Origin of the sequence: Azospirillum brasilense, assembly GCF_003349955.1 — a bacterium.
Classification (GTDB): domain Bacteria; phylum Pseudomonadota; class Alphaproteobacteria; order Azospirillales; family Azospirillaceae; genus Azospirillum; species Azospirillum brasilense_B.
Genome location: NZ_QLKQ01000009.1, coordinates 92,140 through 114,622, shown reverse-complemented (window position 1 = coordinate 114,622; position 22,483 = coordinate 92,140). Strand labels below are relative to the sequence as shown.

21 protein-coding genes are annotated in these 22,483 nt (G+C 70.5%); 7 read left to right on the top strand and 14 right to left on the bottom strand.

Annotated elements, in window-relative coordinates; translation table 11 throughout:
* Nucleotides 1–104 precede the first annotated feature (104 nt).
* The 6 genes from DXK32_RS06485 to DXK32_RS06460 all read right to left on the bottom strand — a co-directional run bounded on the left by DXK32_RS06485 (nt 105) and on the right by DXK32_RS06460 (nt 6,672).
* Nucleotides 105–1,799: a methyl-accepting chemotaxis protein gene (locus DXK32_RS06485; RefSeq protein ID WP_114857760.1), complete on the bottom strand. Its 1,695-nt coding sequence runs from the start codon at nt 1,797–1,799 to the stop codon at nt 105–107.
* A 28-nt stretch (nt 1,800–1,827) separates the two neighbouring features.
* Nucleotides 1,828–2,811, bottom strand: coding sequence for an ornithine cyclodeaminase family protein (locus DXK32_RS06480; protein ID WP_114857759.1), 984 nt, complete (start codon nt 2,809–2,811; stop codon nt 1,828–1,830).
* Entirely contained in the window at nt 2,808–3,674 is an 867-nt protein-coding gene (locus DXK32_RS06475) for an alpha/beta hydrolase (RefSeq protein WP_114857758.1), read from the bottom strand. The genes DXK32_RS06480 and DXK32_RS06475 overlap by 4 nt, the downstream gene beginning before the upstream one ends.
* 49 nt (nt 3,675–3,723) lie before the next feature.
* A complete protein-coding gene (locus DXK32_RS06470; protein WP_114857757.1) occupies nt 3,724–4,494 on the bottom strand; it encodes an ABC transporter ATP-binding protein in 771 nt (256 codons plus the stop codon).
* A gap of 287 nt (nt 4,495–4,781) precedes the next feature.
* Nucleotides 4,782–5,786 carry an ABC transporter substrate-binding protein gene (locus DXK32_RS06465; protein ID WP_114857756.1) on the bottom strand — a complete coding sequence of 335 codons (1,005 nt, stop codon included), beginning with the start codon at nt 5,784–5,786 and terminating at the stop codon, nt 4,782–4,784.
* Between the two features lie 64 nt (nt 5,787–5,850).
* Nucleotides 5,851–6,672 (bottom strand): ABC transporter permease, encoded by an 822-nt coding sequence (locus DXK32_RS06460; RefSeq protein WP_114857755.1) that lies wholly within the window; start codon nt 6,670–6,672, stop codon nt 5,851–5,853.
* 157 nt (nt 6,673–6,829) lie between these two features.
* Here DXK32_RS06460 and DXK32_RS06455 point away from each other — a divergent pair, with 157 nt between their 5' ends.
* The gene (locus DXK32_RS06455) at nt 6,830–7,504 is read left to right on the top strand and encodes a GntR family transcriptional regulator (RefSeq protein WP_282184568.1); all 675 of its coding nucleotides are present in this window, start codon (nt 6,830–6,832) and stop codon (nt 7,502–7,504) included.
* A 22-nt stretch (nt 7,505–7,526) separates the two neighbouring features.
* Here DXK32_RS06455 and DXK32_RS06450 read toward each other — a convergent pair whose 3' ends face one another.
* Nucleotides 7,527–7,715 (bottom strand): hypothetical protein, encoded by a 189-nt coding sequence (locus DXK32_RS06450; RefSeq protein WP_114857753.1) that lies wholly within the window; start codon nt 7,713–7,715, stop codon nt 7,527–7,529.
* Between the two features lie 99 nt (nt 7,716–7,814).
* On the opposite strand from DXK32_RS06450, the gene DXK32_RS06445 reads away from it, so the two are divergent.
* Nucleotides 7,815–8,306: a VOC family protein gene (locus DXK32_RS06445; protein WP_114857752.1), complete on the top strand. Its 492-nt coding sequence runs from the start codon at nt 7,815–7,817 to the stop codon at nt 8,304–8,306.
* Nucleotides 8,307–8,309: 3 nt separating this feature from the next.
* Here DXK32_RS06445 and DXK32_RS06440 read toward each other — a convergent pair whose 3' ends face one another.
* Nucleotides 8,310–9,725 carry an MFS transporter gene (locus DXK32_RS06440; protein WP_114857751.1) on the bottom strand — a complete coding sequence of 472 codons (1,416 nt, stop codon included), beginning with the start codon at nt 9,723–9,725 and terminating at the stop codon, nt 8,310–8,312.
* A 125-nt stretch (nt 9,726–9,850) separates the two neighbouring features.
* Here DXK32_RS06440 and DXK32_RS06435 point away from each other — a divergent pair, with 125 nt between their 5' ends.
* From DXK32_RS06435 to DXK32_RS06420, 4 genes are all read left to right on the top strand, one after another.
* Nucleotides 9,851–10,759, top strand: coding sequence for a LysR family transcriptional regulator (locus DXK32_RS06435; RefSeq protein WP_114857750.1), 909 nt, complete (start codon nt 9,851–9,853; stop codon nt 10,757–10,759).
* Nucleotides 10,760–10,852: 93 nt separating this feature from the next.
* Complete coding sequence (locus DXK32_RS06430; protein WP_114857749.1) at nt 10,853–12,424, top strand: ABC transporter substrate-binding protein; 1,572 nt, start codon at nt 10,853–10,855, stop codon at nt 12,422–12,424.
* Between the two features lie 8 nt (nt 12,425–12,432).
* A complete protein-coding gene (locus DXK32_RS06425; protein ID WP_114857748.1) occupies nt 12,433–13,380 on the top strand; it encodes an ABC transporter permease in 948 nt (315 codons plus the stop codon).
* On the top strand, nt 13,377–15,935 hold the full coding sequence (locus DXK32_RS06420; RefSeq protein WP_114857747.1) for an ABC transporter ATP-binding protein/permease: 2,559 nt from the start codon (nt 13,377–13,379) through the stop codon (nt 15,933–15,935). The genes DXK32_RS06425 and DXK32_RS06420 overlap by 4 nt, the downstream gene beginning before the upstream one ends.
* A 332-nt stretch (nt 15,936–16,267) precedes the next feature.
* Here the strand turns inward: DXK32_RS06420 and DXK32_RS06415 are convergent, their stop codons facing one another.
* Nucleotides 16,268–17,485: an OpgC family protein gene (locus tag DXK32_RS06415; RefSeq protein WP_114857746.1), complete on the bottom strand. Its 1,218-nt coding sequence runs from the start codon at nt 17,483–17,485 to the stop codon at nt 16,268–16,270.
* 181 nt (nt 17,486–17,666) lie between these two features.
* On the opposite strand from DXK32_RS06415, the gene DXK32_RS06410 reads away from it, so the two are divergent.
* Nucleotides 17,667–18,422: an SGNH/GDSL hydrolase family protein gene (locus tag DXK32_RS06410; protein WP_114857745.1), complete on the top strand. Its 756-nt coding sequence runs from the start codon at nt 17,667–17,669 to the stop codon at nt 18,420–18,422.
* 170 nt (nt 18,423–18,592) lie between these two features.
* On the opposite strand, the gene DXK32_RS06405 is transcribed toward DXK32_RS06410, so the two are convergent.
* The 5 genes from DXK32_RS06405 to DXK32_RS06385 form a co-directional block, all read right to left on the bottom strand.
* Nucleotides 18,593–19,327 (bottom strand): amino acid ABC transporter ATP-binding protein, encoded by a 735-nt coding sequence (locus tag DXK32_RS06405; RefSeq protein ID WP_114857744.1) that lies wholly within the window; start codon nt 19,325–19,327, stop codon nt 18,593–18,595.
* The gene (locus DXK32_RS06400; protein WP_094305082.1) at nt 19,305–19,964 is read right to left on the bottom strand and encodes an amino acid ABC transporter permease; all 660 of its coding nucleotides are present in this window, start codon (nt 19,962–19,964) and stop codon (nt 19,305–19,307) included. The genes DXK32_RS06405 and DXK32_RS06400 overlap by 23 nt, the downstream gene beginning before the upstream one ends.
* The gene (locus DXK32_RS06395; RefSeq protein WP_114857743.1) at nt 19,961–20,632 is read right to left on the bottom strand and encodes an amino acid ABC transporter permease; all 672 of its coding nucleotides are present in this window, start codon (nt 20,630–20,632) and stop codon (nt 19,961–19,963) included. Before DXK32_RS06395 ends, DXK32_RS06400 begins: the two co-directional genes overlap by 4 nt.
* Nucleotides 20,633–20,726: 94 nt before the next feature.
* Complete coding sequence (locus tag DXK32_RS06390; RefSeq protein ID WP_014197882.1) at nt 20,727–21,518, bottom strand: transporter substrate-binding domain-containing protein; 792 nt, start codon at nt 21,516–21,518, stop codon at nt 20,727–20,729.
* A 49-nt stretch (nt 21,519–21,567) separates the two neighbouring features.
* Nucleotides 21,568–22,245, bottom strand: a complete 678-nt coding sequence (locus DXK32_RS06385) for a GntR family transcriptional regulator (RefSeq protein ID WP_040134628.1) — start codon at nt 22,243–22,245, stop codon at nt 21,568–21,570.
* Nucleotides 22,246–22,483: the final 238 nt, after the last annotated feature.

Here is a 22,483-nt window from a genome sequence, read left to right as displayed (position 1 = left end):
GGAGGGAAACCGGCGGAGGCCGCCGGTCATCTCGCCCGCCGCATTCTGGCGGTTGCCGGCGCGCCGCTCAACCCATTGATCGCACTCCACCCGGTCAGGGAGGGTCAGGCCGTCTTCACCTCCGCGATGAAGGCGTCGACGCTGCCCTTGAGGGCTACCGCGCGGCCGGCGACCTCGCGGGCGGATTGCAGGACCTGCGCCGAACCGGCGGCCGTCGATTCGGAGGCGACGCGCAGCGTGCCGATGGTCCCGGTCACCTCCGCCGTGCCCTGCGCCGCCTGGACGGCGTTGCGGCCGATCTCGGCGGTGGCGGCCCCCTGCTGCTCGACCGCGGCGGCGACGGTGGTGGCCATCTCGTTCAGGCGGTAGATAACCGTGGCGATGGTCTGGATGGCCGACACCGCGCCACCAATGGTCTCCTGCATGGCGCCGACCTGGCTGCGGATCTCGTCGGTCGCCTGCGCCGTCTGGTTGGCGAGCTGTTTGACCTCGCTCGCCACCACCGCGAAGCCCTTGCCGGCCTCGCCGGCGCGGGCGGCCTCGATGGTGGCGTTCAGCGCCAGCAGGTTGGTCTGGCTGGCGATGCCCTGGATGAGGTCAATCACCTCGTTGATGCGCTGGCCGGACTCGGTCAGGGCGCCGACCCGCTGCTGGGCCTGCTGGGCCTGCCGCGTCGCCTCGTCGGCGAAGCCGCGCGCCTCGTTCATCTGGCGCGACACCTCCTGCACGGTGGCGGTCATCTCCTCCGTCGCGGCGGCGACCGTCTGGACGTTGGCGGCGGTCTGCTCGGCGGCCGCACCGACGACGGTCATGCGCTCCGACGCCTGCTCGGCCCCGGCGGACAGGGAATGGGCGGTGGCCTCCAGCGCGGCGGCGGCGTCCTTCATCACGTGCAGGGCCTCGCCGACCTCGCGGTCGAAGCGCAGGATCGTCGCGCCGACCGCCTCGGCGCGGTCCAGCTTGTGCCGGGCCTCGGCCTCCTGCTCCGCCTGGATGCGCTGGCGGTCGAGCGCGTTGTCCTTGAAGACGGCGAGCGCCCGCGCGATGTCGCCGACCTCGTCGCGGCGGTCGGCGCCGGTGATGACCACCGTCAGGTCGCCGCCGGCCAGACGGCGCAGGCAGGACACCGCCTCCACGATGGGTCCGACGATGCCGCGCGCCGACAGCCAGCGCCCGATCAGCCCGCTGGCGAGGATGCCGAGCAGGGCGACCACCGCGATCAGCCAGGTGGTCCGGCCGGCCAGCGCTTCCGCCTCTTCGGAGATCCGCGCCGTCTTGGCGACGGTGAGGCCGTTGTAGTCCTGGACGGCGCGGATCAGCGCCTCCACCTGCTCCTGGCTGCCGGAGACGTTGTTCAGCACCTCGCGCCGGGCGTAGGTGATGCCCATGTCGGCGTGCTTCTTCGCCGCCGCCACCGTGGCGTCCAGGCTGCTGAGATAGGCGGCGTACTGCGTCTCGATGCCGTCCAGCAGGGGGCGCTGCTGCGCGTCGGCGGCGGAGCGGGCGTGCTCCAGGTGGGCGCGGACCTCGGCCTTGCGGTCGGCGACGACGGCCTCGATGGTGGCGACGCTGGCCGGGTTGGCGCCCATCTGGTACTCGGCGCGGCTCAGCTCGACCAGATAGCGGTTCAGCCGGGCGCCCTGCGTCGCCTCGCGCCCCGCCCCCTCGACCCGGTTCAGCTCCCCGCCGAGCGTGGCGAGGCCGTAGCCGCTGACCAGAGCGGTGGACACCGATACGGTGCCCAGCACCACGACGATGCCGAGAATCTTCCCGGCGATTCGCACATTCTTCAACTGCATGTCGGCCTCGGTCGCGCCCTCTTGCGGGTCAGCGCGCTAAATCGATGCGGTGGATGGGTAAGCCGGCATCGCCGGCGTCGGTGTTTGCGGCGCGGACGGCCCAGGCGGCGATCGCCAGATCCTGGATGCCCATGCCGGTGGAATCGAAGACGGTGATCTCGTCCGCGTCGGTGCGGCGGGGCGCCTTGCCTTCCAGCGCGTCGCACAGCGTGCCGCGGACGGACTCGCGGGTCAGGCCGAGCGCCAGCGCGTGCTGGCATTCGCCGAGCGTGGAGGCCTGCGCCCAATCGTCCACCCAGACGGAGGCGCCGAGCAGGATCATCGGGTCCAGCTCCTGCTTGCCGGCGGTGTCGGCGCCCATGGCGCAGAGGTGCGTTCCGGGGCGGACCCAGCCGGCCTGGACCACCGGCTCGCGCGCCGTGGTCAGGGTGATGAGCACGTCGGCGCCGCGCGCCGCGGTTTCGGCGTCCACGACCTCGACGGGCAGCGGACCGGCGAAGGAGGCCGCCAGTTCCTCGGCCCGCGCGCGGTCGCGGTTGGCCACCAGAATGCGGTCGAAGCTCCGCACCAGCAGCGCCGCCTCCAGATGGTGGGCCGCCTGCCCGCCGGTGCCGATCAGGGCGAGCACCCGCGCGTCGGGCCGGGCCAGCTCGCGGATGCCGATGGCGCAGGCGGCGGCGGTGCGCAGCCCGGTCAGGTGGTTGGAGCTGACCAGCGCCGTCGGGCAGCCGGTCTCCGGGTCGGTGAGCACGGTGGTCGACTGGTGGTTGGTCAGGCCGCGGGCGCGGTTGCCCGTCCAGTAGCCGCCGATCTTCAGCCCGAGCAGTCCGATGGCGAGGTCGCCGCCGGCCTTGATGCCGTAGACGTCCGGTCCCGGCAGCAGCCGCTCGCGGACCACCGGGAAATTGCGGGCCTGCCCGCGGGAGACCTCGCGGAAAGCCATCTCCATGGCGTCGATGGCGTCGGCCGGGGAGACCAGGCGACGGGCGGCGGTTTCATCGATGACGATCATTCGTTTGCTGCTCCCGCCGCTTCCAGAACCAGACGCGACAGCGCGTCCTCCGGCTTTTCCATCCGTGCCATGATCGAGAAGTGATCCTCACCGGCCAGCGTGTGATAAGAGCAGCGCGATCCGCGGCCCCGGCACAGCGTGGCGAAGTCGCGCGACTGGGCGATCCAGGCCGGCGTCTCCGCCGAACCGACGACGACCGTCAGGGCCGTGGCGGTGGACGGCGGGTGGCGCATCGGGCTGACCCCGTCGACCATCTCCGGGCGCAGCCCGATGGTCTCGTTGACGGTGATGTCCAGCACCGGCGCCAGCTCGTAGATGCCGCTGATCAGGACGGCGGCCTTGATGGCGCCATCCTCAAGCCGGTCGGCCCCGGCGTCGTCGGCCCCGGCGTCGTCGGCAAGCGCCATGGCCACCAGATGCGCCCCGGCGGAATGGCCCGACACGGTGAGGCGGTCGGGATCGCCGCCCAGCGAGGCCGCGTTGCGGTGAATCCAGCGCAGCCCCTCGCGGGTGCGCCGCGCGATCTCCGGCAGGGGCGCCGCCGGGCACAGGTCGTAGTTCATGACCACGGTCGTCACCCCGCGCGGCACGAGCGCGTCGGCGACGTAGCTGTAGTCCGCCTTGTCGCGCCCGCGCCAGTAGCCGCCATGCAGGAAGACGTGCAGCGGGGCGCCGGGTGCGGCGGCCGGAAACACGTCGAGCGTGGAGAGCGGGCTGTCGCCGTAGGCGATGTCGTACCGTCCGGCGTTCCGTTCCCGGGCGGCGCGGCTCAGCGCGGCGGCGCGCTCGGCGTGGCGGGCGAAGTCGGGGACGGAATGACGGGGGTTGTACTGCCACTCGTGATCGTCGGGGGTGACTGACACGATGGGACCTCCTGGGTTCCGGAGAAGGGGGGCGCTCAGACCAGGTCCCTCAGACCAGGTCCATGAGCTGGTTCCACAGCTGGTGCCGCTTGGCGACGTATTCCGGCGTGTCGCGCAGCGCCTCGCCCAGGCTGGCGCGCGGGCGCGGGATGTCGATGGGCACGATCTCGCGGATGCGGCCGGGGCGGGGCGACATGACCACCACCCGGTCGGCGAGGCAGACGGCCTCGTCCACGCTGTGGGTGACGAAGAGGATCGTCTTGCCCATGCGCTCGGTCAGGCCGAGCATCTCGTTCTGCAAAATCTCGCGGGTCAGCGCGTCGAGCGCGCCGAACGGCTCGTCGAGCAGCATGATCTCCGGCTCGATCGCCAGGGCGCGGGCGATGCCGACGCGCTGCTGCATGCCGCCGGAGAGCTGGTGCGGGAAGCGGTCGCCGAAGCCCTTCAGCCCGACGGTGGCGAGCACGCGCTCCGTCGTCTCGCCCTGGCGGTTCGGCGGGATGCCCTTGGCCTCCAGCGCGAAGCCGATGTTCTGGGCGGCGGTCAGCCAGGGCAGCAGGCCGTACTGCTGGAAGACGAAGCCGCGGTCGTGGCCGGGGCCGGTGACCGGCTTGCCGTCGATGAGGATCTCGCCGCTGGTCGCCGTCTCCAGCCCCTGAATGATGCGCAGCAGCGTGGTCTTGCCGCAGCCGCTGGGCCCGACGAAGGCGATGAACTCACCCTCCTCCACGTCCAGGTCGACGCCGTCGAGCGCCGTCATCGACGGCCCTCCGGACACCGGGAAGCGCTTGGTCAGGTTGCGGACGGACAGCTTGGGCATGGGACGGCACCGGGTCTTGAAGCGGGACGGCGGGCGGAATGGGGAAGGAAGCGGTCGGGACTATCGCATTCGGCCTTCGTAGCCCTCTCCCCTCCGCTCACGCGCGAACTTCGTTTGCGCTGACGCGACAGACGGACCTTCGGTCCGCCGAAAGCGGGGAGAGGGTGGCCCGAAGGACCGGTGAGGGGGATGCGCTTTGGCCGAACGTTTCAACACGTACAACCCCCTCACCCTAACCCTCTCCCCGGAGGGGAGAGGGGATACCGCAGGCGATGGCCTTAGGAGGATTACGGCTGCTTGTAGGTGCCGATCTCCGCCAGCACCTCCTGGACGATGCTGGTGTCCAGCACCTTCTCGGCCGGGTGGACGGCCTTCTGCAGACCACCTTCGACGTTCAGCTCCTGCATGTACTTGGCCTGATCGGCGGTGACGGTGCCGTTCGGGTTCCAGATGCCGCCGACCTTGTAGAACTCGTAGAATTCGGCGAGCTGCTCGTCGTTGTAGTCGAAGTGCTTCTTCGCGACGTCCAGCGCGCCCTTCTCGTTGTCGAAGATCCAGCGGGTCGCCTCCAGCTCCGCCTTGACGAAGCGCTTCAGCACGTCGCGCTTCTTGGCGATGGTCGCGTCGTTGACGTCCCAGGGGGTCATCACGTAGTTCGGCAGTTTCTTGGAGACGACGAACAGCACCTTGGCGTTCTTGTCGTGCGCGGCCTTCGGGTCGTAGTTGGAGACGGTGGCGTCGATGGTGCCGGTCAGGATGCCGTTGATGCGGGCCGAGGAGCCCTTCAGCGAGACCCACTGCACCGACTTGATCTGATCCTCGCTCATGCCGGCCTGGCGCATCAGGGCGGTGATGACGACGTGCGGCAGCGAGCCGGGGGAGGAGATGCCGACCTTCTTGCCCGGCAGGTCGGTGACGTCCTTCACGCCCGACGCGGCGTTGGCGTAGAAGGCGTAATGCAGGCCGGTGTGGACGCCGCCGATGGTCTTCAGCGTGCCGCCCTTGTCGGCCGCCGCCAGCGTCTCCGACATGCCGGCCTGGCTGACGTCCAGTTCCCCGGCGATCAGCGAGCGCACGGGGATGGAGCTGTCGGCGATGTGCACCAGCTCCACCGTCAGGCCGTTCTTCTCATAGAAGCCCTGGTCCTGCGCGACGAACTCGACGAGGTTCAGGAACATCTTGGCCGGCATGCCGATCTTCAGCGCGTCGGCGGCGAGCGCGGCGGTGCTCATCGCCACGGAGACGGCACCCGCCAGCAGGGCGGCCTTCAGCGAACGGGACATCATGCTCATGATCCCTCTTCCTTCCTCAAATCCGGTGTGGTGTGGGGCGCGTGTGGTGTTAAGGGGGGGCCGCTCAGCGGCGGCGCCAGCGGCCGAAACGCTCTTCGACCTTCTGAACGAGAACTGTCAGCGCGTTGGCGAGCAGGGCCACCACCAGGACCGGGGCGAAGGCCTTGGCCGTCTCGAACGCGTTGGTGTAGTTGATGATCAGGCCGCCGAGGCCGGAGATGGAGGTCAGGAACTCCGCCACGATCATCGCGATGATGCCGCGGCCGAGCGCGATGCGCAGCCCGCTCGCCACATAGGGCAAGGCGTAGGGCGCGATGATCTGGCGGTAGACCATGAACCGCGAGGCCATGAAGGCCTTTCCGATGTCCAGATAGTGCCGGTCGACGTTCTTCACGCCGGTGACCGTGTTGATGATCACCGGGAAGACCGCGAACAGGATGATGATCGTGATCTTGGCCAGGAAGCCGATGCCCACCCACAGCATCAGGATCGGGATCAGGGCCACCAGCGGCATGGCGTAGAGCGCGTTGATGTAGGGATCGAGAATCACCTCCACCGTGCGGTTGGTGCCCATCGCGAAGCCGATCACGATGCCGATGACCGAGGCGATGATGAAGCCCAGGACGAAGGTCGACATGCTGTCCAGCGTGGCCCAGAACAGCTCGCCGTTCAGCAGCAGCTCCCAGGTCGCCACGGCGATGTCGCTGGGCACCGCGACCAGCAGCTTGTTCGCGTCGCGCGCCGCGAATTCCCAGACGGCGAGCAACAGGACCAGCGTGCCGAATTGAAGCAACCGCTCGCGTCGCCTCTGCCGGTTGGGATCGGACGCCGCCTCAGGCTCGCCGGCGCTTTTTGAAACGGCGCTCGCTTGTGCACTCCGCTGCACGCCTGCCTCCTGTGTGCGAGGTGATGGTATGGTGTGGTGGGTGTGGCGTTTGGCCCTCTGGGCCGCCACCTTGGATCGTCGTTGATACGTATGCTAATCGAAGGTGGTAGTGTGGCGCAAGCATATCGTCATACTGTCTGACAAGAAGAGAAACTTTATGTCAAATTTGCCGATAAATATTGTCCGCGTCGCCGCTCCCCTGCGTCAGCAGGTGATCGATCTGTTGCGCGCGGCCATCGCCGACGGGCGCTATTCCCCCGGCGACCGGCTGGTCGAGCGCGAGCTGTGCGAGACGTTGCAGGTCAGCCGCCCGATCCTGCGGGAGGCCCTGCGCCAGCTGGAGGCGGAGGGGCTGGTCCACAACGTGCCCCAGCGCGGGCTGGAGGTGGTGACCCTGACGGCGGAGGATGTCCGGCAGATCTATCAGGTGCGCGGGGCGCTGGAGAGTCTGGCGGCGGCGGAGTTCATCGCCCAGGCCAGCCCGGAGCAGTGGGCGGTCCTCGCCGACGCCATGGCGGCCTTCGAGGCGGCGGCGGCGGAAGGCGTGCCGGCGCGCATCCGCACGGCGAAGACCATGGTCTACGACACGCTGATCGCCGGCTGCGGCAACCCGACGATGGCGCAGATCCTCAAGGCGCTGCACAACCGCATCCAGCTGTTGCGCGGGGTGTCGCTGGCCGAACCGGGGCGCCTGCCCAACACGATCCGCGAGATCCGCGAGATCTACGAGGCGATCACCGCCCGCGACACCGCCCGCACGCGCCAGCTCTACGACGATCACATCGCCAGCGCCGCCCGCGTGACCATGCAGGCTTTAGCCGCCGGACGCTAAGGGCGGGCGGCGACGGCGGAAATCAGGCGCCGCCGATGCCCTCGGTGAAGGTCTCGCCGGTCCTCGGGTCGATATCCTCGCCGGTTCCCGGCGTGCCGGGCGCGGCCTCGTCCCGATCATTGGGGCGGTCGCTCGCCGGTTTCCGGCTGTCGGGGTCGTAGCTGCGCGGGGGATGAACGGCGGTGTCGTCCGGCTTCTTCGGGTCGCTCATGCGCCACCTCTGCGAAAGGGATTGCAACCTTCCCGTCAACAGGGGCCGGGGCGTATCCTCACGCGCATCGGCAACGCACCGACAGGGAAGGGATACGCCATGACGACCGCCAAAAACACGATCTGCCTCTGGTACGACAAGGACGCGGAGGCCGCGGCCCGCTTCTACGCCACGGTCTTTCCCGACAGTTCGGTGGGCGCCGTTCACCGCGCGCCCGGCGACTACCCGTCCGGCAAGGCGGGCGACGTGCTGACGGTGCAGTTCACGGTCGCCGGCATCCCCTGCCTCGGCCTCAACGGCGGGCCGACGTTCAAACACACCGAAGCCTTCTCGTTCCAGATCGCCACCGACGACCAGGAGGAGACCGACCGCTATTGGAACGCCATCGTCGGCAACGGCGGGCAGGAAAGCGCCTGCGGCTGGTGCAAGGACCGCTGGGGCGTCTCCTGGCAGATCACGCCGCGCGTGCTGACCGAGGCGCTGGCGGCCGGCGGCGAGGAAGCGAGGCGCGCCTTCGAAGCGATGATGGGCATGACGAAGATCGACGTCGCCGCGATCGAGGCGGCGATCGAGGCGGCGCGGCGCGGCTGACGATCACCGGAGGGCCGGCGCCTCCACGGCCTCCGCCGCGCCTTTCGCGGGGACGCGCAGCAGGCTGGTCAGGCCGCCCGCCAGGGTGAGGGCGGCGGCCAGGCCGAGGCCGAGGCGCGGCGCCGCCTCCGGGCCGGACAGCAGCGAGAACAGCACGGTCATCAGCACCGCGCCGGCGGTCTGCCCGACCAGACGCGCGGTGCCCTGCATCCCTCCGGCGGCGCCGCTGCGCGCCTTGGGCACGGTCAGCAGCATGTTGCGGTTGTTGGGTGTCTGGAACAGCCCGAAGCCGAAGCCGCACATCACCATGAAGGCCAGCAGCGGCCGCGGGTCCCGCTCCAGCGGCCAGACCGCCGCCAGGGCGAGGCCGGCGGCGAGCAGCAGGCCGCCCACGGCGCACAGCCAGCCCGTGCCCACACGGTCGGACAGCCGGCCGGCGATGGGTGCGGCGACGGCGGTCGCCAGCGGCCACGGCACCAGGAACAGCCCCGCCGTCACGATGCCCTGGCCGAGCCCGTGCTGCAGATAGAAGGGCAGCGCCACGGCGGCGGCCATCTGGCCGGTGAAGCAGAGGACCGAGGCGATCACCGACAGGCGGAAGGAGCGCACCCTCAGCAGGTCGAGCGGGACCAGCGGCGCCTCGCGGTCCTTCTCGCGCCGCACCAGCCCGGCAAGGCAGAGCGCCGCGGCCAGCAGAAGCGCGCCGCCGCGCAGGGGCTGCGCCGCGACGGTCTCGGCCCCCATCACCAGGGCGGCGAAGAATCCGGCGTTGAGGGCGACGCTGGCCGGATCGAGGCGGCGGCTGGTTCCCGCGACCGCGGGCAGCGCGCGGGCGGTCGCCAGCACGACGAGGCCGACCGGGATGTTGACCGCGAACAGGAACGGCCAGGGGGCGACGGCGAGGATGCCCGCCCCGATCGTCGGTCCCGCCGCCGAGGCGAGCGCGATGGCCAGGGCGTTCCAGCCGATGGCGGCGCCGAGCAGCCGCTGCGGGTAGACGAAGCGCAGCAGAGCGACGCCCAGCGCCATCACCGCCGCCCCGCCCAGCCCCTGAACGAAGCGCGCGGCGATCAGCCAGGGCAGCGTCGGCGCCAGGGCGCAGCCGGCGGAGGCCACGGTGAACAGCAGCACCCCGCCGGTGAACACCCGGCGGTGCCCGAGACTCTCCCCAAGGGCGCCGACGGGCAGGAGCGCGATCACCAGCGCCAGCTGGTAGGCGGTGATGATCCAGACGGTGTCGGCGGGCGGAACCCCGAGGGTGTTCGCGACGGTCGGCAGGGCGAGGTTGGCGATGGCGGCGTCGAGCACGACGAGCACGATCGCGGCGATGACGGACGCGCCGGCCACGGCGCGGCGGGGCATGGGCAGCCCGTCGGGATGTGGGGAATCGGGTGTCCGGGCGGTGGTGGAACGGGGCATTGGCGTCTCCAACGGGGCGTCTCCAACAAGGGTTGGACCAATTTTGCTCTCCCCCAGTCATGGCGGAAGACGCCGCCTGTGCAGGTTATTCCTGCACCAGACGCCATGTGTTAGCCTTCGTCTCCATGACCGATCCCGATCTCAACCTCATCCTCGCGCTCGACGCGTTGCTCACGGAGGGCAGCGTCGTCAAGGCGGCGCGGCGGCTCGGCCTCAGCGAGTCCGCGATGAGCCGCACCCTGGCGCGCCTGCGCGCGGTCACCGGGGACCCGCTGCTCGTCCGGGCCGGGCGCGGCCTCGTCCCGACGCCGCGGGCCATCCAGTTGCGGGAGCGGGTGCCCGGCCTCGCCGAGGAGGTCCGCGCGGCGCTGCGTCCGGCGGAGGCCATCGACATCGCCCGGCTGGAGCGCGGCTTCACCCTGCGCGCCAGCGAGAGCTTCATCGAGGTCTACGGGGCCCGGCTGGTGAACCGCGTCGCCGCCGAGGCGCCCGGCGTCCTGCTGCGCTTCGCGCCAAGGGGCAACCGCGACGCGCAGGCGTTGCGCGACGGGCTGATCGACCTCGACATCGGGGTGCATTCGGAAACTACGCCGGAGCTGAAGGTGCAGAGCCTGCTCCGCGACCGGCTGGTCGCCGCCGTGCGGGAGGGCCACCCGCTGGCCCGCCAGGAGACGGTCACGCCGGACCAGTACGCCGCCTGCGGCCATGTGCTGACCTCGCGGCGCGGGCTGGTGCGCGACCGGATGGACGAGGCGCTGGCCGCCCTCGGCCTCGTGCGCAAGGTGGCGGCGGTGGTGCCGAGCTTCCCGGCGGCCCTGGCGATCGTCCGCGCCTCCGACCTCACCGCCCTGGTGTCCGAACGCCAGCTCGCCGCGGGCGTGGCCGGGGTCCGCGCCCTGCCGCTTCCCGCCGGTCTGGCGACCGTCCTGGGCGAGGTCGTGGTGACGCAGATGTGGCACCCCCGGCAGGACGCCGACCCGGCCCACCGCTGGCTGCGCGGGCGGATTCTCGCCGCCTGCCGCGAGCCGGACTGACCCGCGACACACCCTCGGCGGAGCGGAAGCGGCGCAACAACCTCCCCCTCCCGGCATTGATAAGGTCGGATCGATTTCGACGGCTGGGACGCAATGACCGGATTCCGACGCGCGCTCGCGGGCTTGCTGCTCGGCGCCTTTCTCGCCTTGCCGGGCGCGCCTCTCCGGGCGGCGCCGGTGCCGAAGGACGTGCTGGTCGTCGGTCAGATCGCCGAACCGGCGTCGCTGGACCCGGCGGTCAGCACCGCCACCAACGACTTCCGCATCCTGGTCAACCTGTATGAGGGGCTGGTCCGCTACCGGCCGGGAACCCTGGACGTCGAGCCCGCTCTGGCCGAGCGCTGGAGCGTCTCCGACGACGGGCTGACCTACCGCTTCACGCTGCGTCCAGGCATCACCTTCCACGACGGCACGCCCTGCGACGCCCAAGCGGTGAAGTTCAACTTCGACCGCATGCTGGACAAGACGCACCCCGCCGCCGACACCGGCCCCTTCCCGCTGGCCTTCTTCTTCGCGGCCATCGACCGGGTCGAGGCGCCGGACCCGCTGACCGTCCGCATCACGCTGAAGGAGCCCTTCGCGCCCTTCCTCTCGAACCTCGCCTATCCGACCGGCCTGATCGTCTCGCCCGCCGCCGTGATGAGGGAAGGCCGGGGGTTCGGCCGGCGGCCGGTCGGCACCGGCCCCTTCCGCTTCGTCGAGTGGCAGGGCAGCCGGCGCCTGACCATCGAGCGCAATCCGGACTATTGGGGCACGCCGCCCAAGCTGCGCGCGGTGATCTTCCGCCCGGTGAGCGACCCCAACACCCGTGCGATGGAGATGCTGGCCGGCGGCCTCGACGTGATGGTGGAGGTGCCGGCGGACGCGCTGTCCCAGTTCCGCGACGGCGACGGCTTTCGGGTGCACGAGCAGGCCGGGCCGCATCTCTGGTTCCTGATCCTGAACACCCGGCACGGGCCGCTGCAGGACCGGCGCGTCCGGCAGGCGGTGAACTACGCCATCGACAAGCGGGCCATCGCCGACAGCCTCCTGCAGGGCACGGCGATCCCGGCCAAGGGACCCATCGCCCCCGCCTTCGCCTGGGCCACCGACCCCGCGGTCACGGGCTACCCCTACGACCCAGACAAGGCGCGGGCGCTGCTGAAGGAAGCCGGGGCGGAGGGGGCGAAGCTCACCTTCTATGTGGCGGAGGGCGGGTCCGGGATGCTCGACCCCGTCGCCATGGGGACGGCGATCCAGGCGAACCTCGCCGCCGTGGGGCTGGCCGTCACCATCGAAACCTATGAGTGGAACAGCTTCCTGGCGCGGGTGAACGGCGGGCTGAGCGAGGCGGCGGACATGGCCGAGATGGCCTGGATGACCAACGATCCCGACACCCTGCCGTACCTGACCCTGCGCTCCGGCGCCCTGCCGGAGGCGGGCGGCTTCAACTCCGGCTACTACGCCAATCCGGAGCTTGACCGCCTCTTGGAACAAGCGCGGCGCAGCGGCGACCGGGACGAGCGGGGGTCGCTCTACCGACAGGCCGAGCGGATCATCGTGGAGGACGCGCCCTGGGCCTTCGTCGCGCACTGGAAGCAGAACGCCGTCACCACCGCGGCGGTGCGCGGCTTCGCCCTGGAGCCGTCCTTCTTCCTGCGGCTCGACCGCGTGTCCAAGGACTGAGGGGGCCGATGGGGTCCTACATCCTCGGCCGCCTCGCGGCGCTCGTCCCCGTGCTGTTCGGGCTCAGCGTGATCGTTTTCCTGATCATGGCGCTGATCCCCGGCGATCCGGCGACCGCGATTCTCGGCCCCTACGCGACGCCGGAGAACGTGGCGCGGCTCCGCCAGGACCTCGGCCTCGACCACAGCCTGCCGGTGCGCTACGCGACGTGGCTGGGCAACGTGCTGACGGGCGACCTCGGGCGCTCCTCCAGCCTCAACCGGCCGGTCCTCGACGAGGTGACGGAGCGCTTCGCCGCCACGCTGGTGCTGGCCGGCGCGGCGCTGGTGCTGGCGTCGCTGCTCGGGCTGCTGGCCGGCATCCTGTCGGCGGTGCGGCAGTTCGGCCTCGCCGACAAGCTGGTGACGCTGGCCGTCCTGGTGGGGATCTCCATGCCGACCTTCTGGCTCGGCCTGCTGCTGATTTTGGTCTTTTCGGTGCGCTGGCGCCTGCTGCCAGTGAGCGGCATGGTCTCCATCTACGGCGGCGGCGACCTGCCGGACCTGCTCTGGCATCTGGCGCTGCCCGCCGCGACGCTCGCCATCGTCGCCGCCGGGGTGATCGCCCGGCTGACGCGCTCGGCCATGCTGGAGGTGCTGCGCCAGGACTTCGTCCGCACCGCCCGCGCCAAGGGGCTGACGGAGCGCCGCGTGGTGTTCGGCCACGCGCTGCGGGCCGCCATGGTGACGGTGATCCCGGTGATCGGCATCCAGGCCGGCTTCGTCCTGGGCGGGGCGGTCTACATCGAGACGGTGTTCCAGTGGCCGGGCATCGGCCGCATGCTGGTCAACGCCATCGCGACGCGCGACGTGCTGCTGGTCCAGGGCGGCGTTCTGGTGGTCGCAGCCAGCTATGTGCTGTTCAACCTGTTGGCCGACATCCTGCAACGGCTGCTCGACCCGAGGATCGCGCCATGAAGGGCGGCTTGGCTCTCTTGCGCCGCGTGACGCGGAACCGGCTGGCGGCGCTGGGGCTTGCGCTGCTGACGCTGATCGTCCTGGCCGCGCTCGCCGCGCCCGTCCTGCCGCTGGCCGACCCGGACGCCATTGATCCCGCCCGGCGCCTGCTGCCGCCCTTCAGCGCCGGGGCGTGGCTCGGAACCGACACGCTGGGGCGCGACGTGCTGGCCCGGCTGGTCTGGGGGACGCGGCTGAGCCTGGGGGTCGGGGTCGCGGCCTCCCTCCTCGCGGCTCTGGTCGGGTCGGCCATCGGCCTCGTCGCCGGCTACGCCGGTGGGCGAACGGACGGCGTGCTGATGCGCGGCATCGACGTGCTGATGGCCTTTCCCTACCTGCTGCTGGCGCTCGCCATCGTGGCGGCGCTGGGGCCGGGGCTGCTCAACGCGCTGTACGCCGTGGTGGTCGCCAACATACCCTTCTTCGCGCGCAACGTCCGCGGCGCCACCGTCGGCCTGCGCCATCGGGAGTTCGTCGACGCGGCGCGCCTGTCCGGCATGGGCGAGGCGCGCATCCTGCTGGGCGAGGTGCTGCCCAACGTCCTGCCGGTGATCGTCATCACCGCCTCGACCACCGTGGGCTGGATGATCCTGGAGACCGCCGGCCTGTCCTTCCTGGGGCTGGGGTCGCAGCCGCCGCAGGCCGATCTCGGCTCGATGCTGAGCGAGGGGCGCAAGGCGCTGATCACCGCGCCGCACGTCGCGGCGGTGCCGGGGCTGGTCGTCTTCCTGATCGTGATGAGCATGAACCTGATCGGCGACGGGCTGCGCGACGCGCTCGACCCGCGCCTGCGCTCCGGCATCCCCGGCGCGCCGGGCGCCGCCACGCGGGTGGCGCGGGCCGCCGAAGACGACACGGGAAACGCGGCGCCGGACTCCGGCGCGTTGCTGCAGGTCACCGGCCTGCGCACAGCCTTCGACACGGTGGATGGGCCAGTGGACGCGGTAAAGGGCGTCAGCCTGCGCGTCGCCCCCGGCGAATGCCTGGGCATCATCGGCGAGTCCGGGTCCGGCAAGTCGGTCACGGCGCTGTCCATCGCGCGCCTCGTCGCCTCGCCGCCGGGGGTGGTGCGCGGCGGCGCGGTGCGGTTCGGCGGGGACGATCTGCTGGCGCTGCCGGTCGGGGCGTTGCAACGGCTGCGCGGCGGGCGGATCGCCTACGTCTTCCAGGACCCGCTGACGACGCTCCATCCGCTGATGCCGGTCGGCGCGCAGGTGGCCGAGGCGCTGCGCGCCCATCGCCCGGTGCCGCGAGCCGAGGCCGAGCGGCGGGTTGTGGAGCTGTTCGCCGCGGTGAAGCTGCCCGATCCGGCCAGCCTCGCCCACGCCCACCCGCACGAGCTGTCGGGCGGGCAGCGCCAGCGCGTCGGCATCGCCATGGCGCTCGCCAACGACCCCGAGCTGATCATCGCCGACGAGCCGACCACCGCGCTCGACGTCACCGTCCAGGCCGAGATCCTGGACCTGCTGGACGATCTGCGCCGACGACGCCGTCTCGCCCTCGTCTTCATCAGCCACGATTTCGGAGTCATCGCCCGCCTCTGCGACCGGGTGGCCGTGATGTTCCAGGGGGAAATCGTCGAGGAGGGCGACACCCGCAGCGTCCTCACCCGCCCGCGCCACGATTACACCCGGCGCCTGCTCGCCGCCGTACCGGTCCTCGGGCGGTCCCGGCGCCCGGAGCAGCCGCCGCCGCGGTCATCGTCCGGGGCGGGCTGGGCGGTCGAGGTCCGCAGTCTGGTCAAGACCTATGCCGCGCGCCGTTCCCTGTTCGGCCGCTCCCTGTTCGGGCGGTCGCGCCCGGCGGTCACGGCCTTGAAATCCGTGTCGCTGCGGGTGGCGTTCGGGGAGACGCTGGGGATCGTCGGTGAGTCCGGCAGCGGCAAGTCGACGCTCGCCCGCAGCCTCGTCGGGCTGAGCCGTCCGACCGGCGGGACCGTCCTGCTCGACGGGCGGCCCCTCGCCGAGCTGGCCGTCGGCGGGCCGCGGGCGCTGGGTCGGACGGTGCAGTATGTCTTCCAGGACCCGCTGTCCTCGCTCAACCCGCGCAAGACGGTCCGGCGGACCCTGTCGGCGCCGCTGCGCTTCCTGGCCGGCGTGCCGTCCGGGGAGCGGGAGGACCGGCTGGCCGAGCTGGTGCGGTCGGTCGACCTCGATCCCGCCATTCTGGACCGCTACCCGCACGAGCTGTCGGGCGGGCAAGCGCAGCGCGTCGCCATCGCGCGGGCGCTCGCCGCCGGAGCGAAGATCATCGTTCTCGACGAGGCGGTCTCCGCCCTGGACGTGTCGGTGCGGGCGCAGGTCCTGCGCCTCCTGGCGGCGCTGAAGGAGCGGCACGGTCTGACCTACCTGTTCATCAGCCATGACCTCGCCGTGGTCGAAGCCGTCGCCGACCGGGTCATGGTGATGGCCGCCGGCGACATCGTCGAGGAGGGGCCGAGCGACCGTCTGTTTGCGGCACCGGAACATCCCTACACGCGCCGGCTGCTCGCCGCCGTGCCGTCGCTTCCATCCTGACGGGGACGCAGGGGATGCGCCGTGATGCATGGATGGTCCGCTGGCCGCGCGGCGGTTGAACATCGGACAGACGCTTGGCCTCGCTGTCGCCCGGCCCGGCGCGCTCCGTCAGCTCGAAATGGGCGTGGATGACGCAGGCGTCGATCGCCCGGCGGATCGCCGGTTCCCCACAGCCGCTCCTACACCACGTCGCGGGACACGACCGTAAGTCAGCGGCTCCGCTCGCCGGTATCAAACAACCACACCCGTTGATCGAACGGTGCGGAGACGGCTTGGTTTCGTGGCTCGGGTGTCCTGGCTCGGGTCGTCAAGCGGCAGCCCGCGCACTCGCCTCAGGTCGTCGCGCGCCGGTCCGCTCCGGCCGCCGTGGCGCGGCGGACCTTCCCACCCCCCGATGCCGGCACGGCGACGCGCCGGTGCAGCCACGCCGGAAGCGCCAGACTGGCGACCGCCAGGACCGTGATGGCCGTCTTGCCCAGGGCGCCCACCGGCCGCACCGCCTCGTCGATCAGCACGATCCCGTAGGCGAGCACGACGTGGTAGGCGTAGACCTGCAGCGAATGGCCGCCGAGATAGCGCAGGAAGCGCAACAGGAAGAGCCGTTGCAGGGCCTGCCCCGCCCAGCGCGCGGCGGGGGACGCGGCCTCGACGCCGGCGGACAGCAGCCACGTCACCAGGAAGGCCAGCGCCGCGAAGTTCACCAGGAAGATCAGGCTGAACTCGGTGCGGTCGTGCAGGCTCCAGAAACGCGCCGCCATGTCCTCCGGCACGAGGTCGAAGGTGAAGGCCAGCCGCCACGCCATGAAGGCGAGCACCACATACAGCGCGATCCGGGCGAGCAGCGTGCGGTCCGGGGACAGCCAGGGGCGCAGGTCGATCCGCTCCGCCGCCATCAGCGTGCCGATCACCAGCCCGGTGACGAACACGATCTGCCACGCCAGCGGGTTGAAGTGCCCGCGCAGCGCGAAGTCCGGAATGACCGAGCCGGCCAGCGCCTCCAGCGACGCGGCCAGCGGCAGATGCAGGCCGAACTGCACCGCCGCCCACAGGGCGAAGCTCCCCGCGATGACCTCCCCGCCCTTGCCGGCGAGCGTCAGGCGGATCAGCAGCGGCGACGCCGCGAGGTACAGCATGTATTGCGGCAGGATGTCCATCAGCGCCGGCTGGTGCAGCAGCAGCAGGACCGCCGGCAGCGCCGGGCCGAGCGCGCTGCCCAGTTGCGACTCCCAGCCGCTGCGCGCGCCGGGGATCAGCAGCGCCATCGCGACGACGGCGGCGAAGACCGCCACTGTGTACAGGTAAAGCTGCCAGACGCGGGCGCGCAGGCGCTTGCCGGCCTCCTCGTCCCGCCCGGCGGCGTAGAGCCGTCCGTAATAAAGCCCGACGATCAACCCGGAGATGAGAATGAAGCCTTGCGCGTCCTCGACGAAGGCGAGTTGGTTGTGATTGACCAGGGCAACCGGATTTCCCCCGTCGAACCAGATGTGGTTCACCAGCATGAACACGAGGAAATAGCCGCGCAGGCCATCCAGAAGATGGTGCCTGGTCATAACGCGCCCCCCACCCGTTCGTCCGTATTCCGAATACAGACGAGCCCGGCAAAGCATCCCTTTTGACGAGCAACGAATTGGGGTTAGCCGCTCCCCCGCTTAGCGATGCGTTAACCATGATCGCCTGACCATGGCTCTCAGACAGCGTGCCTCGACGAGGCGAACCAGGGGAGCGTGGCTCATGACGGGACGGGTGCTTGGCGGACTGATGGCCGCTTGGGTGTTGTGGAGCGGTGCCGCCGCCGCGTCGGCGCTGTGCCCGGTCCCGCCCGGTGCCGATCCGGCCACCGCCGGACTGACGCACAGCCGGGCCGCCCTGGCCGCCGGGCAGCCGCTGACGGTCGTCGCGATGGGGTCGTCCAGCACGGAGGGCGTCGGGGCCACCGCCATCACCGCCACCTACCCCGCCCAGCTCGACGCCATTCTGGAGCAGCGTCACGCCACCTCGGCCATCCAGGTCCTGAACAAGGGCATCGGCGGCGAGACGGCGGGGGCCAACCTCGTCCGCTTCGACAAGGACGTGCTGGCCGCCAAGCCGGACCTCGTGGTCTGGCAGGTCGGGACCAACGACAGCTTCCAGAAGGTGCCGCTCGACGCCTTCGCCGCCACCCTGCGCGACGGCATCGCCCGCATCCGCAAGACCGGCGCCGACGTCATCCTGATGAACCCGCAGTCCTTCCCCGGCGAGGCCAAGGTCGAGTCCTACCCCGCCTACGCGTCCACCGTGGTGGCGCTCGGCCGCGAACTCGACGTGCCGGTGCTCGACCGCTACCGCATCATGGCCTGGTGGCTGGAAAGCCGCCACTTCGCCGCCGATCAGGTGCTGAGCACCGACGGCCTGCACCTGAAGGACCTCAGCTACCGCTGTCTGGCGGAGTTCGTCGCCGACATGATCGACACCCCGCGTGTGGTGAGCGAGAAGACCGCAGCGCGCTGAGCCGATTAAAGAGTCCCTCTCCCGCCCCGGGAGAGGGTGCCCGCGAAGCGGGCGGGTGAGGGTCGTGCAAGGATTAAGAGGCTGATTCTTGGTGTTACCCTCACCCTTCCCACGCCTGCGGCGCGGGCCCCTTCCCTCTCCCGGGGCGGGAGAGGGATATCCTTCACCCGTCAGACGACCAGTTGCGCCCCCAGGAACTGCCGGAGCTCCGGGGTCCGGGGGTTGCCGAAGACCTCCTCGGGCGGGCCGATCTCGTGCACGCGGCCCTGGTGCATGAAGACGACCCGGTCGCAGACCTCGCGGGCGAAGCGCATCTCGTGGGTCACCATCATCAGCGTCATGCCGTCGGCGGCCAGTTCCTTCACCACGGCCAGCACCTCGTTCACCAGCTCCGGGTCGAGGGCCGAGGTGATCTCGTCGCACAGCAGGGCCATCGGCTGCATCGACAGCGCCCGCGCGATGGCGACGCGCTGCTGCTGCCCGCCGGAGAGCTGGTCGGGGTAGGCGTCGAACTTGTGGCCCAAGCCCACCCGCTCCAGCATGCGGCGGGCCATCGCCTCCGCCTCGCGCGCGGGGGTCTTCTTGACGACCATCTGCGACAGCATGACGTTGCGCCCCGCCGACAGGTGCGGGAACAGGTTGAACTGCTGGAAGATCATGCCGACCTTCAGCCGCAACGCCTTCAGGTGAAGCTCATCGTCGATGAGCTGGGCGCCGGCCACCATGATCGAGCCGTCGTCGATCATCTCCAGCCCGTTGACGCAGCGCAGAAGCGTGCTCTTGCCCGAACCGCTCTTGCCGATGATGGCGACGACCTCGCCGCGCTCGACGTCCAGGTTGATCCCCTTCAGGACTTCGACGTCGCCGAAGCGCTTCTTCACCTCAGTGATTGCGATGAGCGACATTGAGCTTCCTTTCCAGAATCTGGCTGCTCTTGGACAGGGGCCAGCACAGCGCGAAATAGATCAGGGCGACCAGCCCGTAGACGGTGAAGGGTTCGAAGGTCGCGTTGGTGACGACCGTGCCGGCCTTGGACAGCTCCACGAAGCCGATGATCGAGGTCAGCGCCGTGCCCTTCACCACCTGCACGGAGAAGCCGACGGTGGGCGGGACGGCGACCCGCACCGCCTGGGGCAGGATCACGTAGCGCATCTGCTGGACGTAGCCCATGCCAAGGCTGGCCGACGCCTCCCACTGGCCGCGGGCCACCGATTCCACGCAGCCGCGCCAGATCTCCACCAGGAAGGCCGCCGTCCACAGGATCAGCGCCAGCCCGGCGGCCAGCCAGGCCGGCACGTCGATGCCGAACAGGCCGAGCCCGAAGAAGGCCAGGAAGAGCTGCATCAGCAGCGGCGTGCCCTGGAACAGCTCGACATAGCCCTGGACGAACATCCGTCCGGCCCGCGCCTTGCCGATCCGCAGGTAGAGCAGCGCCATCCCCAACAGCCCGCCGCCGATGAAGGAGACGAGCGAGAGGACCACCGTCCAGCGCGCCGCCAGCAGCAGGTTGCGCAGGATGTCCCACAGGGTGAAGGTCATCATCGCGCGGCCCTCCGCGGGAACAGCCTGTTTCCGACGCCGCGCAGCGCCTGCCGCAGAGCCAGCGCCAGCAACAGGTAGAGGCCGGTGGTCAGGAAATAGCTCTCGAAGGCGCGGAAGGTCCGCGACTGGATGAAGTTTGCGGCGAAGGTGATGTCCTCCGCCGCGATCTGCGACACCACCGACGAGCCGAGCATGACGATGACGATCTGCGACGACAGCGCCGGCCAGATCCGTTGCAGCGCCGGAATCAGCACGACGTGGCGGAAGGTCTCGAATCGCGTCATGGCGAGGCTGGCCCCGGCCTCAAACTGGCCGCGCGGGGTGGCCTCGATGCCGGCGCGGATGATCTCGCCGCTGTAGGCGCCGAGGTTGATGACCATCGCCAGAACCGCCGCCTGGAACTCGGTCATCTGCACGCCGAGCGACGGCAGGCCGAAGAAGATGAAGAAGAGCTGGATCAGGAAGGGCGTGTTGCGGATCAGCTCGACATAGGCGACGACCGGCGGGCGCAGCCAGCGCGGGCCGAGCGACCGCGTCCAGGCGCAGGCGATGCCCAGCGCCACCCCGAACAGCGTGCCGATCAGGGTCAGTTCGACCGTCGTCACCAGCCCCTTCAGAATGACGGGCCAGTATTCGGCGATCCACGAATAATCGAAGCGGTAGGTCATGCGGCCCTCCGGTCAGCCCCCCGTGCGCCGGGCCGCCGTGGCGGCCGAAGCCACCCGCGACGCCCCGGCCCCATCGTCCTTAGAGGTCCCTGGGTCAAAGGTCCTTCGGCAGGTCGGCGGACAGCCACTTCTGCGCGATGGCGTTCAGCGAGCCGTCGGCCTTGGCCGCCGCCAGGATGCCGTTCAGCTTCTCCAGCAGGGCCGGCTGCTCCTTGCTCAGGCCGATGTAGCAGGGGGAGTTCTTGATGAGGAACTTCAGCTCCGGCCGCTTCGGCGGGTTGCGGGCGAGGATCGCCGCCGCCACGACGTTTCCGGTCGCCACCACCTCGACCTGACCGGACAGGAAGGCGGAGATGGTGCCGTTGTTGTCCTCGTAGCGCTTGATGACCGCGTCGGCCGGGGCGATCTTGGTCAGCTCCAGATCCTCGATGGCGCCGCGGGTCACGCCGACGGTCTTGCCGGCCAGATCCTCCGGCTTCGCGGCGGTGACGCCGGCCGGGGCGAAGACGCCGTTGAAGAAGGGCGCGTAGGCGTCGGTGAAGTCGATGACCTTCTCGCGCTCGGCGTTCTTGCCGAGGCTGGAGATCACCAGATCGACCTTGTTGGTCTGCAGGAAGGGGATGCGGTTGGCGCTGGTGACCGGCACCAACTCCACCTTCACGCCCATCTTGGCGCCGATCAGCTTGGCCACGTCGATGTCGTAGCCGAGCGGGGCCATGTCCGGGCCGACCGAGCCGAAGGGCGGGAAGTCCTGCGGAACGGCGACGCGCAGCGTGCCGCGCTTGGTGATGTCCTGAAGGGCGTCGGCCCGCGCGGCCGGGGCCTGGGCGATGGACAGGCCGGCGACGGCGGCGACGGCCAGGGCGAGCAGGGTCCTGCGCTTCATGTCTCTAACTCCTCCGGTTTTGCTGGATGGAATGGTTTGCGTGAAAGGGTCAGGCGGGGGCGCCGGGCGAGAGGATCTCGCGCAGGCCGGCCAGGGGATCGGGGGCGGCGGCGAGGTCGAGGCCGTCCTCGACCCGCCGGATGTGCTCGTCCATCAGCCGCGCCGCCCCGGCGTAGTCGCCGTCGGCCAGCAGCGTCACGATGCCGGCGTGGTCGTCGCTGGACGCCGCGGCGTCCTGGTCGGACTGGTAGAGCATCGAGACCAGCGTCGTGCGCGCGGTCAGGTCGCGCAGGATGTCGGTCAGGAAGGCGTTGCCGAAGGCGTGGGCGAGGTGGATGTGGAAGTCGCCGAGCAGGCAGGTGCGCGACCCGACATGGCCGGTGTGCAGCGCCTCGCGCTCCTCCTCGACATGGGCGCGCAGGTGGGCGACGGCGTCCCCCGGAAGCGTGTGCAGATCGCGCAGCATCCCGGTCTCGATCACCCGCCGCGCCTGGAAGGCGGCCCGCGCCTCCGTCGCCGAGGGCTCGACGACGAACCAGCCGCGCCGGGCGCTGACATGGACGATGCCACGCGTCTCCAGCCGCATCATCGCCTCGCGCACGCGGGTGCGGGACACGCCGTAGACCTCGGCCAGCTTCGCCTCGCCCAGCCGGGTGCCGGGCCGAAGGCGGCCGCCCAGGATGGCGGAGATCACGCTGTCTTCGATGCTGTCGGGAAGCTGGGTCATCAGGCTGCCGCACCAATCTTGTATACAAGACTGTTGAGCAAGCGGCGTGCCAACCGGAACGGCGCGGAAACGCTGGGGCCTGACCCTTAGCGCGATCAAAAATTGGGCACGAGGCCGACCTGATTAAGACTTATGCACTTTTCCGCGGCATCGCTTCGCTGCGCTTGCCCCGAATGGCAAAGGACGGCGGCGAAAAAGGCGGAACCAACGGCTGTCGGTGCCAGTTGGGTTGAGGGAC

Excerpts from the sequence above, each read along its gene's own strand:
- DXK32_RS06485 (WP_114857760.1), bottom strand. The coding sequence starts at position 1,799 with ATGCAGTTGAAGAATGTGCGAATCGCCGGGAAGATTCTCGGCATCGTC.
- DXK32_RS06405 (WP_114857744.1), bottom strand. The coding sequence starts at position 19,327 with ATGTCGCTCATCGCAATCACTGAGGTGAAGAAGCGCTTCGGCGACGTC.
- DXK32_RS06450 (WP_114857753.1), bottom strand. The coding sequence starts at position 7,715 with ATGAGCGACCCGAAGAAGCCGGACGACACCGCCGTTCATCCCCCGCGC.
- DXK32_RS06455 (WP_282184568.1), top strand. The coding sequence starts at position 6,830 with ATGTCAAATTTGCCGATAAATATTGTCCGCGTCGCCGCTCCCCTGCGT.
- DXK32_RS06445 (WP_114857752.1), top strand. The coding sequence starts at position 7,815 with ATGACGACCGCCAAAAACACGATCTGCCTCTGGTACGACAAGGACGCG.
- DXK32_RS06385 (WP_040134628.1), bottom strand. The coding sequence starts at position 22,245 with ATGACCCAGCTTCCCGACAGCATCGAAGACAGCGTGATCTCCGCCATC.
- DXK32_RS06440 (WP_114857751.1), bottom strand. The coding sequence starts at position 9,725 with ATGCCCCGTTCCACCACCGCCCGGACACCCGATTCCCCACATCCCGAC.
- DXK32_RS06430 (WP_114857749.1), top strand. The coding sequence starts at position 10,853 with ATGACCGGATTCCGACGCGCGCTCGCGGGCTTGCTGCTCGGCGCCTTT.
- DXK32_RS06435 (WP_114857750.1), top strand. The coding sequence starts at position 9,851 with ATGACCGATCCCGATCTCAACCTCATCCTCGCGCTCGACGCGTTGCTC.
- DXK32_RS06420 (WP_114857747.1), top strand. The coding sequence starts at position 13,377 with ATGAAGGGCGGCTTGGCTCTCTTGCGCCGCGTGACGCGGAACCGGCTG.
- DXK32_RS06465 (WP_114857756.1), bottom strand. The coding sequence starts at position 5,786 with ATGAGCATGATGTCCCGTTCGCTGAAGGCCGCCCTGCTGGCGGGTGCC.
- DXK32_RS06480 (WP_114857759.1), bottom strand. The coding sequence starts at position 2,811 with ATGATCGTCATCGATGAAACCGCCGCCCGTCGCCTGGTCTCCCCGGCC.
- DXK32_RS06400 (WP_094305082.1), bottom strand. The coding sequence starts at position 19,964 with ATGATGACCTTCACCCTGTGGGACATCCTGCGCAACCTGCTGCTGGCG.
- DXK32_RS06395 (WP_114857743.1), bottom strand. The coding sequence starts at position 20,632 with ATGACCTACCGCTTCGATTATTCGTGGATCGCCGAATACTGGCCCGTC.
- DXK32_RS06410 (WP_114857745.1), top strand. The coding sequence starts at position 17,667 with ATGACGGGACGGGTGCTTGGCGGACTGATGGCCGCTTGGGTGTTGTGG.
- DXK32_RS06390 (WP_014197882.1), bottom strand. The coding sequence starts at position 21,518 with ATGAAGCGCAGGACCCTGCTCGCCCTGGCCGTCGCCGCCGTCGCCGGC.
- DXK32_RS06470 (WP_114857757.1), bottom strand. The coding sequence starts at position 4,494 with ATGCCCAAGCTGTCCGTCCGCAACCTGACCAAGCGCTTCCCGGTGTCC.
- DXK32_RS06425 (WP_114857748.1), top strand. The coding sequence starts at position 12,433 with ATGGGGTCCTACATCCTCGGCCGCCTCGCGGCGCTCGTCCCCGTGCTG.
- DXK32_RS06415 (WP_114857746.1), bottom strand. The coding sequence starts at position 17,485 with ATGACCAGGCACCATCTTCTGGATGGCCTGCGCGGCTATTTCCTCGTG.